Raw genomic sequence first — 12091 nt, 5'->3', positions numbered from 1 at the left:
CCCCCGGCCGTCAGCGGCTGCCCGAGTGGCCAGCGCACAGTCAGGCAGACCCGTGCGGAGGATCGGCTCGTTGAGGCCGGCCAGAGGGTTGGACGGGTCTCAGGCGAAGACGGCGTCCGTCCTGCGGAGGCGCTGCTGCTCGCGGCGAAAGTTGCTGGTGAGCGGGACACCGAGGTATCCAGCAGCCATACCGTCCGGCAGCGCAGGGTCGGCGACCTTCCCCTCCTCGTCCAGGCACTACGCGTGTTCGAAGACGGTGAACGGGAGGACGGAAGGGACGAGCACGAAACCTTCCACGTAGACCCAGCCGGCTCTGTCGGACCAGCGGCCTGGCGTCTGCGGTTCCCCTGTCGGCCATGGTGCCGGACGGAAGAAGGAGCCGTGCTCAGCGACAAGGTCGGCGAAGCTCCGATACACCCAGGTCTCATCGCCCACCTGCAGCCGACGATAGTTGTCGAGCCATCGAGCGAGTTCGCTCTGCGGATCCTCGGGCACTGGCGAGGCGACCATCACTCTCCCCCTGGCGGCTACGTCCTGGAGCGACAGGATCGACTCTCGCCGGCGCGGGGCGCCTCGCGCTTCGGCAACGCACTCAAGGGCGGGGGCGGGTAGAGCTGCGGCATTCCTCCTGTCGCCCGGGAGCGGCGATCAGCCGCCGGTCCTGCCCCTCCGGCGCACGCCCCTTGCTCGGGGGCGCACGCCGGGTGCCATGCCGCACGCTGTCTGGGGGGCCGCGCTCCCGCCGGTTCGTATGACTAGTTCGCATTCACTGTCCCTGCTCCGGCACCGGATGCTGTCCTGAAATGGCCAGCACTGTCCCGGGCTTGCGCACCCTCCGCCACCCTTGATCAGGGGTTTCATGCATGCATGAGCGGGTTGCCCCTCCACGCCCACGATCAGACCTCGGCCGGGCACATGCCCCAGACCACGCTCGAGAAGACGTTCCATGGCACCCAGCTTCTGTCTCGCCACCCGACCCTGGATTCCCCTCGCCCGCACCACCGACCGGATGGTCGGGCTGCGCAGCCTGTTCCACCACGCCCACGAGATCGAGGACCTGGCGCTGCCGATCCCGCCCGCCGAGTCCTCGCTGTGGCGCCTCCTTGCTGCCATCACGGCGCGCCTCACCACGCTCGACCAGCCCGACATGCCAGTGAGCGACTGGCACGAACAACGCGCCAGGCTTCTTGTGGCCAAGGGCGGATTCGACCGGGAGGCGGTCGACACCTACCTCAGCATGTTCACGTGGGACCTGTTCGACACCAAGCGGCCCTTCCTGCAGGACCCCTCGCTGGCCGGCCAGTGCCGCGAGGCCGCCGGCGTGAACGCGCTTGTGCACGGCCGCCCGGCCGGCAACAACCTTGCCTGGTTCTCCGTCCACACCGACACCCACCCCCGTCCTGTCACAAGCCACGAAGCGGCCTGGCACCTGCTCGTCCACCACTACTACGGGCGCTCGGGACGCTGCTCTGCCCGGACTGTCGACACCGTCACCGAGGCGAGTCTGCGCGCTGGACCGATCAGAGGAACGGTCTCGTTCCATCCCCGGGGCCGCACCCTGTACGAGTCGATGCTGCTCCACCTGACCCCCTACCGGGGGCCGGGCCAGAGTGAGCCCGACCGGTGTCCGTGGGAAGAGCCCGCTCCGCGTGACCCTCTGGCGCCGCCCGCCGCGGTGACCTGGCCCGGGGGCATCCTGACCGGCCGCTCCCGCCACGCGGTGCTTCTCGTGCCGGACGCTGATGGCAGCCACGTCACCAACGCCTACCTGACGTGGGCGACGCTTCAGAGCGGTCTGCCGGCCACCGACCCGTACCTGATCATCCGAACTGACCCGAAGAAGCCGGCCGAGACACGCGACATGCCCCAGCGGGCGGACACCGACCGCGCCGTGTGGCTGGACCTGGACACCCTGGTCCTGGCCGGTGACGAAACCAGCACCGCGCGCCGCCCGGAGGTCTTCTCCAGCCTCAACGACCTGCCTGCAGACGTCGTCACACACCTGCAGGTCCGCGTTCTCGGGTTCGACCAGGAAGCCAAGACCAACAACCGCGCCTGGTATTCGGCCCTGACCCCGCCGATCTGGACCTGGGCCCAGGAAAAGGATCCCCTCATGGCCGCGCGGATCGCCGAATGCCGGCTCGCGGCCGAAACCGTTGCCGCGGTCCTGGCCCGCGCCGCAACCCGGGCATGGCGGGAGGCGACCTTGCCCAACGCAGGCAGCAGCAAGCCTCCGCACCGCGGCACCGAGCACCAGCCGCTCTGGACGCGCCAGGCCCTCGCCGCCTACTGGCCCCGGGCCGAAACCGTCTTCTGGAACCTCATCAACCACCACCCCGACCGCCCCGCGTTTCCCGCGTTCGCCTACGAGGCCGTCGACAGCCTGCGCACAGCCGCAGGCCCTGCACTGCCCCGGCAGCGAGGCGCCGGCCCCGCCCTCGCCCGTGCCGTCGTCACCCTCCGCGAGACAGCCGCACCCCGGCCCAAGGACCGCCGATGACTCCGATCGCCACCCAAGACCGCCGAGCCCACTACGACGCCTTCGTCACCCAGGTACGCGACCTGTGCACCACCAGCGGCATCCGCGCGGCCCTTGCCCAAGGCCGCGGCCGCCGCATCGAGCAGTGCACCGCACTCCACCGCTACCTCACCCGCCCTGCCCACGGATACGGCGCCCGACGGGCGCACTACACCGTGGCCTCCCTCATCGCTCTCGAACCGCACACCCACCACCACCCGCCCACCGCGGAGCCTGCTGGCGAGGCCGTGGAGTGGCGCCGCCGGCTCAACCTCGGTGCCACTCTCGCCACCGCCGTCGTCCGGCGACCCGTCAGCGCCCAGGCCTTCGACAACAAGCTCCAGCTCCTGGCCCGGCTGTCCACCGACGTCCTGCACCCGCGTCTGCCCGGGCTCGCCGAACAACTCCTGCAGGCGGGCTGCCGCCCCGACTGGGCGGTCCTCCTCGAAGACCTCAGCCTGTGGGACATCGACCGCCCCGCCGTCGTCACCCGCTGGATGGACTCCTTCTACCTCGCCCTCCCCGACGACGACCGCCCCCACCCCGACACGGAGGACTGACAAGCATGCGCGCCCGCTACATCGACATCCATCTGCTCCGCAGCGTCCCGGCCGCCAATCCCAACCGCGGGGAATACGGCGAACCCAAAACCCTCTCGATCGGCAACACGGTCCGCGGCGCGATCTCCAGCCAGTCCATCAAACGCGCCGATCGCATGGAGATGGAGGAGGAGCTTGCCGAACCGGCAGTCCGCACCCGCATGATCCCCCCGCGCGTCACTGCAGCCCTGAAACAAGCGGGCTGGCCCGACGACCTCGCCGCCTTCGCAGGAGAGCAGATCGCCAGGAGCGCCATCAAAGGCGGACTCAAGACCGACCCGGCCGCAGGCCACCGCACCCAGGCCATGATCTACACCGCCGAGACCGGTCTCCTCGACGACCTCACAGCCCTGTGCACCCGGCAGCGCGCCCAGCTCGAAGAAGCCCTGGCCGCCTCCCGCGCCGACGCATCACCGTCCGGCCAGACCAAGCGCACCAGTAGGACGAAGAACGGCGACGACGGACCGCCAGCCGCCCTGCCGACGAAGGACATCAGCGCCATCCTCGCGCGCCGCACCGCCTGCATCAGCCTCTTCGGCCGCATGCTTGCCGGCCACGACGCCAGCAACGTCACCGGCGCCGCCCAGGTCGCCTGGGCCTTCACCACGCACACCAGCGACCTCCAGCCAGACTTCTTCACCGCGGTCGAGGAGTGGCAGCCCCCCGGCGACAGCGGCAGCGCCCACCTCAACACCGCATTCCTGACCGCCGGCGTCTTCTACTGCTATGCCAACGTCAACCTCACCGGCCTCACCCGCAACCTCGACGGCGACACCAAGCAGGCCCTCGACCTGCTCGCCCTGTTCATGGAGACCTTCACCACCACCCTGCCCCAGGGCAAGGCAAACTCCACCGCCCCCCACACCCTGCCCGACACCATCCACTACACCGTCCGCGACCGCCGCCCCGTCTCCTACGCCTCCGCCTTCGACCAGCCCGTCCGCGCCACCCACAGCGGCGGCTACCTCGTCCCCAGCCGCCAGGCCCTCACCGCCGAAGCCGCCTACGCCAACCGACTCATCGGCACCCGCAGACTCGTCGGCCACGGCCACACCACCGCACACCCCACCCCCCTCGACCACCTCGGCCCCCACCACGACAGCCTCGACGACCTCATCGCCGCCGCCGTCCACGACGCCCAACTCCCCGCCGCCTCATGAACACCACCCCGATCAGCGGCCTTCTGCTGCGACTGGCCGGCCCCCTCGCCGCCTACGGCACCCAAGCGGCCTTCACCCACCGCGACACCAACCCCCGCCCCACCCGCTCCGCACTCATCGGCATGCTCGCCGCAGCAGCCGGACGCCCACGCGACCAGGCCCTCACCCCGTTCACCGACCTACCAGGCCACCCCACCTACCACGACCTCGCCTGCACCATCCGCGTCGACAAACCCGGCACCCTCTCCACCGACTTCCACGTCACGGGCGGCGGCTACCCCCGCCCGATGTCCCTGCGCACCAGCACCGGCAAACACCGCCCGCCCCACAGCTCCGCCCTCCCCTCCCACCGCCTCTACCTCACCGACGCAGCCTTCACCCTGGCCCTGACCGGACCCACCCCCCTCATCCACACCATCGCCGACCACCTCGAACACCCCCACTACGCCCCCTACCTCGGACGCCGCGCCTGCGTCCCCGACGAACCCCTCGTCCTCGGCCCACCACTGCCCGACCCCGTCCACCACCTCCTGCACCACACCCCCCTCACCCTGCCGAACCCACCCCGCCCCACAGCCGAGACCGTTCCCGTCACCTTCATCTGGGAACAGCCCCCCACCCACACACCCGCCGACAGCCACCACGACCTCGCCGACCACCCGCTCGACTACACCCCCGAAAACCGCCAGTACGCCGCACGCCGCACCTGGCACACCACCGAGAACCTGCCCACCCGGCTCTACGCCGGCCGCCGCCCCCAACAGGTACTCACCGACTACATCCATCAGGACCGCCCATGCACCAGGCACGCCTGACCCTCATCCGGCTCAACCCCGCCCACCCCGCGGTACGCCGTGACCTCGCCGACTACGTAGGCCTGCACAAGACCCTCATGCGCCTGGCTGTCCACGAACCCGGCTGCCCCCACCCACGCCGCACCGCCGGCCTGCTGTTCCGCCTCGAACCCGACCGCGAAACACCGCTGCTCTACGTCCAGACCACCCACCCACCCCAACTCGCCGGCCTGCCCGCCGGCTACGGCACCGCACGCACCACCGACCTCGCCCCCGTCCTGCACCACCTCACCCCCGGCCTGCACCTGCGCTACCGCATCACCGCCAACCCCTCCACCCGCATCGGAAACAACCCGCCACCCCGCCACCCCGCCCCCAGCCCCCACCCGCCCGCTCCCGTCCGCCGCGGATCCGTCATCGCCCTCCACGGACCAGACGCCCTGGCCTGGTGGCAGCGCCGGGCAACCCACGCCGGCCTCACCCTGAACACCACCATCACGATGGAACCCCGCCCCTTCCGCCGGCCTCCCGGCGCCGCTCCCGGCCCCCACCACCGCCTGGTCCAGTTCGACGGCACCGCCCACGTCACCGACCCCGCCGCACTCGGCGCCGCCCTCGTACGCGGCATCGGCCGCGGCCAGTCCTACGGCGCCGGACTCCTCTCCCTCGCACCCGCCTAGGAAGACGACATCCGCCGATGGCAGCAGACAACCGCCCACCCGACCCCGAACCCCTGAAACAGGCCGCGATCAGCAACCTTCTGCGCCTTCAGCAGAGCGGCGAACTCACCAGCGAGCACCGACGACACGTCGCGCAGGCCTTCGGCTGCAGCACCAAAACCATCCGCAACTGGATCGCCAACGCCCAGGCCCACAACGGCACCTACACCCGCAAGCAGCGTGACGGCCTGAGACTGACCCCGCAGATCCACGACGCGCTGGCCCGCTGGTGCGGAAACATCGCCGCCGCACACCGCGAACTCGCAGCCGAAGGCCACCTCGACATCCCCGGCAAACCCGGAAGCCGCTACTCCTACGCCACCTTGCACGGCGTTATCACCAAGGAACTCGACCCCGGCCACCTGGCAGGCCTCAAAGGCGGAGAAACCGCACGCCGCCGTTACGACGTCCACAACACCCGCGAGCGTGGAAACCGCAACGAAGCCTGGGAAGGCGACCACAAGACCGCCGACGTCTGGGTCAACTTCAACAACACGCCCGTCCGCCCCCACATCACGTGGTTCGCCGACGCCTCCACCGACGGCATCTGCGGACTTGCCATCACCCCGCACGAACCCTCACGCGAAGCGATCCTCGTCGCCCTGCGCGCCGCGATCTTGCGCGGACGCCACCACGGGCCCTTCGGAGGCGCCCCCGGCCTGATCCGCATCGACCGCGGCAAAGACTTCCTGTGTCGCACCGTCGCAGAATCCCTCGCCGCCTTCTGCATCCGGCGCGTCGACCTGCCCCCACGCCGCCCCGAACTCAAAGGCACCATCGAAGCGATCAACGGCGCCGTCACCGACACCTTCTTCAAGGGCCTTCCCGGCTACACCGACCGCCCGACCACGAAGCCGGGACGGCGATGCCCCCCACTCGAAGACCTCCTCAGTTTCGAGCAGTTCATCGAGGAGCTCCTCAGGTGGGTCCGCTGGTGGAACCACGAACACAAGATCCGCAACCTCGGCAACAGGACCCCCGCCCAAGCCTGGGAAGACGACCTGACCATCATCAGAGACATCCCGCCCGAGGCGCTGCACACCTTTACCCTCGAACCCGCCCGCAAGACCTTCATCATCCAAGGCGACGGCGTCCACTGGAACAACAGCGTCTACCTCGACACCTGGATGAACGGCCGCGTCGGCATGAAAGTCGCCGTCCGCTACATGCCACACCACGACGAGCGCATCGAACTCACCGACGCCAAAACCGGCAAGTACCTCGGGTCCGGCTTCAAACAAGGCGTCAAGGACCCCGACGCCGAAGAACGCCGACAGCAACTCCACCAGACACGCCAACGCCAGGCCGCAACCCTCAGACGGCGCCTGGAGAAGACCGAGAAGAGCCTGAAAAAGCGCTACAGCGCCGTCACTGACACCACCCCGCCACACCTCCTCAGCCCCCGCTTCGACGCCGACTCGGACCCGCGCCTGAAACCTCCCCGGGACAGCGCAGACAATCCGCGCCCGGTGCCGAACCCCACCTCCTCCTGGGAAACAACAACCGCCCCGACCCTGCCCGTACGGCCATCAGCAGCCCCGGACCCCAGCCTTCCTGGGCCCACCGCCTCCTGGCACAAGAAGCCTGATCGCGACAAGGACCCCGATGACGACGTACACCCTTGACCCGCCCTCGCCCACCGATCACCACCTCGGTCTCAGCGGCGCCGCTCTCCGCCCCACCCACGCCACACGCCTCACAGCAGCCCACCTGAAAACCGTCATCAAAGCCGGCGGCATGATGTGCATCCACGGCGGCGTAGGACTCGGCAAAACCATCGCCGTCAACACCAACCTCTACGACCTCGCCGCACAAACCACCCTCCGCTTCGAATACCCGCCCGGATACCCCCTCAACGACTTCAAGGCCGACCTCGCCGAAGCCCTCGCCCTGCCCGACGACCTCCAACCAGGCCACCGCACCACCGAACGCCTCATCAGAAGCAGCCTCGCCGCCCAGCCACGCGTCATCCTCATCGACGAAGCACAAGGCCTCACCAATCACGTCCTCGAATACATCCGCAACCTGTGGGCCGACCAGAGCAACCACCTGGCCGTCGTCTTCGTCGGCGGAGAGAACTGCTACCGGCGCATCCGCAGCCGCGCCGCACTCGCCTCCCGCATCTGCCTCTGGCAGCAATACGCGCCCCTGCGCCCGGACGAGATCATCGACACCATGCCCGGCTACCACCCCGTCTGGGCCGACGTGTCACCCCAGGACCTCCTGTGGGCAGACGACCTCGCCTGCCACGGCAACTTCCGCAGCTGGGCCACCCTCACCTTCCACCTGCAAGAAGCCATCGATGCCCCCGAGCGAAAGGAGACAGGCTTCAGCCGCAAACTGGCCCGCTTCGTCCTCGCCGACATGGACTCGGCAGACCGCTCATACGAGGACCGGCATGATGCAAACGGGTATATGTGACATAGGACGCTTCGAACGCGCGGCCCGCGTTGTGAGGGATAGCCCCACCTGGCTGGAGTACCTCGTCACCCCGCCCGGGCACTGGGACGGACTCCTTACCAAACATGCTGGCCACCACTTCGACGTCTTCAACCGCGCTGAGCTCTACTCCGCCCAGGCCGGGCGGACCCTCAGCAGCATCCGCCTGCAACTGACCGACCTCCTGGAGGAGACAGGCCCAGAGGCTGTGCGCGCGCCTATCTCGAAGGTGAGGCACGCAGTCGACGCGCTGCCCGTCTCAACGGATGGAAGACCGCCGCCTATCAAGCCTGGGCCGAGGACGACTGGTTCCGCGCCGGCGGCTGTACCGACGTCTGAACGACGCCCCTGCCCTCCTCAGATTCAGTGACAGCCCCCGGCCTCCGCGGGCGGTGTGTCGGCGCGACCGTACCGTCGCACGGCGGCGCTAACGTCGACGACATGACGGACACGACGTACACCGCGGCGTGGGTGCCGAACGACGATCCTGCGCGGAGCCTAGACATCGCCGCAGAACTGGCCGCCGTATGGACCCTGCGGCAAGCCAATACCCTCGGTACAAAGCCTGTACTCGTCACCCAGACCCAGGATCAGTGGAGCATGGGGCCCCGACGCCATCAGGCGACTCTCGGAGATCTGCGACACCGTCACCGATCGCGGCAAGAGGCCGAGCGGAAACCGGCGGGCAGTTCTCGCGTACGTGCCCCGCTACCGCGACATGCATCGCGCGCTTCCCTACGCCCGCGACGGTGCGCTCGCAGTCGTCGAGCTGAAGTCCGATCCACTGATCGGATGGGCGATGGAAACACACGCCGTGAACCTCGTCGACGGCCAGACAACCCTTGAGTCATGGAACCCGGCCCAGCGAACCCGGCTGGAAGACATCCACAGCTACGGAAACAACGGGTGGTCCCGCGGGTTCGGCGCCGACGGTGCCGAGCGTGTGTTGCCTGACCTGCTGGCAGGTGGCGTAGGCCGGGACATCATCCTCGGGTTCATGGTGGCCCGCGGGCACGACGAGGATTCCGTCGAACGCCTCGCCGCGATCATCGAGAAGGTCATGTGACCTGCCGCGGCAGGAGCCGCCTGGCTCGTCGATGACGTAGGACCAAGCCCGCTGCCGCTCACGGGCAGGGCGTTGTCAGCGCAGGCGGCTAAGGTTCTCGTCTTCCGGCGCCAGCCGGTTCGCGAAGATCAGGAGCTGTGCATGAAGCGTGAGCGGGTGACTGGAACGGCCAGGCGTGGTTCGAGGTCCTCCCCGCAACACCCCGACAGCCCCTCCACGCGCTGCACATCACGCCCATCACCCGAGCGTGAGAAGCGGCTGCCAGCAGAGACGGCCCGGCGCAGTGAGTAGCGCTGCCAGGGCCGGGGCCGCCGAACAGATCGGCGAACGAGAACGTGGTCGAACCGGCGTCGTCGGCAGGGCTTCGACGTCCTTCGGCCTCCGTGGCGAGGCCGGTGATGAGAGGCGCCGAGAATCTTTTGGCTCTCAGGTTCGTCCTGATCGACTGCACATCGACGAGGCCACCTTCAGGGCCCGCTGCGGTCACCCTCCAGAAGATTCGAAGACGACTGGAGCCCAGAACGCATCACACAAGCCTGGGCCGACTGCCCCCGAGCACTACGTCCTCGCGCAGACACGCGTGCCAGAATTCCCTCCATGTCGCTGATGATGTACGAGGAGCGCGTTGGATGACGGAGTCTGCCGCCACGTTCACGAACCCGGGCGAGGACGAGCTGATTCACGTCATCCGCCAGTACGCCCAGCTCACCGAGTCGGTGAGCCCAGGAACAGCTGGCTGGCGACACCCCAGCCAGTACCACCTGCTCCTCGAACACGGTCGGCGGTTCACCGCCATGCCCAGCCCGCCCGACCTCGTCGGCATGCCTGACCGGCTCTGCTACAGCAACGCGGCCCGATACGCCCGTGCCCATCGCAGTGAGGGCCTGCTCTACGCGGAGGGCTTAGCGCTCACACACGAAGGCCTCGACTTCCATCTCCCGCACGCCTGGGTGGTCCGTTCAGACGGTGCCGTTCTTGATCCCACCTGGAACGATGCTCCCGGCCGCGCATATATCGGCGTGGCGGTCACGGACATGGACCTGTGGCCCTACGACGGAGGTGGCCTTCTGAGCGACTTCGAGCGGGCGCTTCCGCTGATGCGTGACGGAATTCCCGATGGAGTGCTCGCGGACGTCGGCCGGCCACTGTAGGGGCCTTCTTCCGAACCTCGGGCCTGCTGTCCGCCGGCTCGGCTACCGTCGGTTTGTCTCAGATTCCGCAGCAGCCGTCGCGGAGGAACTCAAGCACGTGCACGAAGCGTGAGTTCGATCATGGTGGGGCCATTCGAGGGATCTGGGCGGCCTGATACTCAGCCCACCGGCGTGCCGACCGGCACCCTCACGCCATGCGCCCCACATTCCCACCCCGCCCGCCCTCGGCGAGCAGCACCGCCCTCGTCCGTCCGGCACTGTGGAGCCTGACCTCCAAAGAGGTCACCACGATCGACTGTCCGACCTGCGGGGCGCGAAAGCACGCTTTGTGCCGCACGCTGCGAGACCGCCCCACCACAGCTCTCCACCGCGGGCGAAAGACCCGCTACCTCAACCTGCGCTTCGGCCTGGACCTCACGGAACCCCACACCCGCCACCCCCAACCCCACCGCGCACCCACCGGCCCCGGCATCGGCCTCCACGCCACCCGCACCCCCGACCCGCAGCCATGGCGCCTACCCCTGTACGAGCTGGCCGACCTCATCAACATCAGCTTCCTCGACCACGCGAAAGTCGTCACCGCCCACGCCTGCGGACTACGCCGCACCGGCCTCGACGGCCTCCTCTACGGACCCGACCACATCCAGCAGAGCCTCGACGCCCTCACCTACGCCCTGCACGACCGCCAGCTCCAGCGTGAGACTCACGCCCTCACCCGCGGCCGCGACGCACACACCACGCTGCTCGCCGAACAGCAGCAGGCCATCCGAAGCCGCCTGCTGGAAGCCGAACAGCTACTCAAGCGACGCCGGATCACCGAACTCACCGCAGCGGGCATCCTGCCCTTCCCGCCACGCAGCGACGACCCGCGGCACGTGGCCCGCGCATGGCTCGGCCGCTACCTCGCCGACGAGAAGGAAGCCCTCGTCCACGCCATCGCTACCGCCGCCGGCGTACCCCACAACGCCGCCGCCCCCATCCGCAGCATCCGCGACAAGATCACCAAAAGCATCGACAACGGCTGGATCACAGCACCCGTCAACGACACCGTCGAACAACTCCTCGCCACTGACGACCACGCTTTCCGCCGCCGGCTCATCGCCGACGCCACCCAGCAGGATGCAAGAGACGACGCCCTGTGCCATCCCCTCGTCCTCAACCGATGGCGCGACCAGCTCAACCACAGCCTCACGGACCTGGCACCGGCCGCCGAAAACCCCACGACCAAACGCCTCCACGACCTCACACCGACCGGACGCGCCCGCAGCGCCTCCCAGATCGAACAACTCGCCGGCCGGCGCAGGCTCTTCGCCGCGCTCCTCCAACGACGCGCCGAATGCACCCGCCTGATCACCGACCTCAACGACACCATGACACTCGCCGAGCAAGCCGACCCCAGCTACACCAAGCTCAAGCAGGCAGCAGACCAGGCCTACAGTGAACTCGTCCGCCAGCACCCCGACCTGTACCAGCGCATCCGCTCCGCCCTCACCCCTACCAGACCCGCTACGGCCGCCTCGCCCACAACACACCCCGCGCCGAACTCCGGCAGCGGGTTCTCGCCGACCGGGACTGTAAATCGTTCGGTGTAACTCCCGATCATGGAGGATGCACCGATGACCAGTGAGAACGTGACCGAGGCCGA

At 68.8% G+C, this 12091-nt stretch carries 10 protein-coding genes; all 10 read left to right on the top strand.

Annotated elements, in window-relative coordinates; genetic code table 11:
• Window positions 1-946 precede the first annotated feature (946 nt).
• The 10 genes from casA to KV205_RS19400 all read left to right on the top strand — a co-directional run bounded on the left by casA (window position 947) and on the right by KV205_RS19400 (window position 12038).
• Entirely contained in the window at window positions 947-2500 is a 1554-nt protein-coding gene (gene casA / locus KV205_RS19445; RefSeq protein ID WP_265865712.1) for a type I-E CRISPR-associated protein Cse1/CasA, read from the top strand.
• Window positions 2497-3078, top strand: coding sequence for a type I-E CRISPR-associated protein Cse2/CasB (gene casB / locus KV205_RS19440; protein ID WP_265865711.1), 582 nt, complete (start codon window positions 2497-2499; stop codon window positions 3076-3078). Before casA ends, casB begins: the two co-directional genes overlap by 4 nt.
• A 5-nt stretch (window positions 3079-3083) precedes the next feature.
• The gene (gene cas7e / locus KV205_RS19435) at window positions 3084-4277 is read left to right on the top strand and encodes a type I-E CRISPR-associated protein Cas7/Cse4/CasC (RefSeq protein WP_265865710.1); all 1194 of its coding nucleotides are present in this window, start codon (window positions 3084-3086) and stop codon (window positions 4275-4277) included.
• A complete protein-coding gene (gene cas5e, locus KV205_RS19430; RefSeq protein WP_265865709.1) occupies window positions 4274-5092 on the top strand; it encodes a type I-E CRISPR-associated protein Cas5/CasD in 819 nt (272 codons plus the stop codon). Before cas7e ends, cas5e begins: the two co-directional genes overlap by 4 nt.
• Window positions 5074-5751: a type I-E CRISPR-associated protein Cas6/Cse3/CasE gene (locus KV205_RS19425; RefSeq protein ID WP_265865708.1), complete on the top strand. Its 678-nt coding sequence runs from the start codon at window positions 5074-5076 to the stop codon at window positions 5749-5751. The genes cas5e and KV205_RS19425 overlap by 19 nt, the downstream gene beginning before the upstream one ends.
• A 17-nt stretch (window positions 5752-5768) precedes the next feature.
• The gene (locus tag KV205_RS19420; protein ID WP_265865707.1) at window positions 5769-7415 is read left to right on the top strand and encodes a Mu transposase C-terminal domain-containing protein; all 1647 of its coding nucleotides are present in this window, start codon (window positions 5769-5771) and stop codon (window positions 7413-7415) included.
• Entirely contained in the window at window positions 7396-8211 is an 816-nt protein-coding gene (locus KV205_RS19415) for an ATP-binding protein (RefSeq protein ID WP_265865706.1), read from the top strand. The genes KV205_RS19420 and KV205_RS19415 overlap by 20 nt, the downstream gene beginning before the upstream one ends.
• Window positions 8212-8929: 718 nt before the next feature.
• Complete coding sequence (locus KV205_RS19410) at window positions 8930-9295, top strand: hypothetical protein (protein ID WP_265865705.1); 366 nt, start codon at window positions 8930-8932, stop codon at window positions 9293-9295.
• Between the two features lie 629 nt (window positions 9296-9924).
• Window positions 9925-10446: a hypothetical protein gene (locus KV205_RS19405; RefSeq protein WP_265865704.1), complete on the top strand. Its 522-nt coding sequence runs from the start codon at window positions 9925-9927 to the stop codon at window positions 10444-10446.
• Between the two features lie 194 nt (window positions 10447-10640).
• Window positions 10641-12038, top strand: coding sequence for a hypothetical protein (locus tag KV205_RS19400; RefSeq protein ID WP_265865703.1), 1398 nt, complete (start codon window positions 10641-10643; stop codon window positions 12036-12038).
• Window positions 12039-12091: the final 53 nt, after the last annotated feature.

The organism is Streptomyces sp. SKN60 (assembly GCF_026236535.1).
Classification (GTDB): Bacteria; Actinomycetota; Actinomycetes; order Streptomycetales; family Streptomycetaceae; genus Streptomyces.
The sequence above is the reverse complement of the archived record's forward strand: the minus strand, read 5'-3'. Positions and strand labels throughout refer to the sequence as shown.

Bases quoted from the DNA above. Each gene is read 5' to 3' on its own strand.
- casA (WP_265865712.1), top strand. From the start codon at position 947: ATGGCACCCAGCTTCTGTCTCGCCACCCGACCCTGGATTCCCCTCGCC.
- KV205_RS19420 (WP_265865707.1), top strand. From the start codon at position 5,769: ATGGCAGCAGACAACCGCCCACCCGACCCCGAACCCCTGAAACAGGCC.
- KV205_RS19400 (WP_265865703.1), top strand. From the start codon at position 10,641: ATGCGCCCCACATTCCCACCCCGCCCGCCCTCGGCGAGCAGCACCGCC.
- cas5e (WP_265865709.1), top strand. From the start codon at position 4,274: ATGAACACCACCCCGATCAGCGGCCTTCTGCTGCGACTGGCCGGCCCC.
- cas7e (WP_265865710.1), top strand. From the start codon at position 3,084: ATGCGCGCCCGCTACATCGACATCCATCTGCTCCGCAGCGTCCCGGCC.
- KV205_RS19405 (WP_265865704.1), top strand. From the start codon at position 9,925: ATGACGGAGTCTGCCGCCACGTTCACGAACCCGGGCGAGGACGAGCTG.
- KV205_RS19425 (WP_265865708.1), top strand. From the start codon at position 5,074: ATGCACCAGGCACGCCTGACCCTCATCCGGCTCAACCCCGCCCACCCC.
- KV205_RS19415 (WP_265865706.1), top strand. From the start codon at position 7,396: ATGACGACGTACACCCTTGACCCGCCCTCGCCCACCGATCACCACCTC.
- casB (WP_265865711.1), top strand. From the start codon at position 2,497: ATGACTCCGATCGCCACCCAAGACCGCCGAGCCCACTACGACGCCTTC.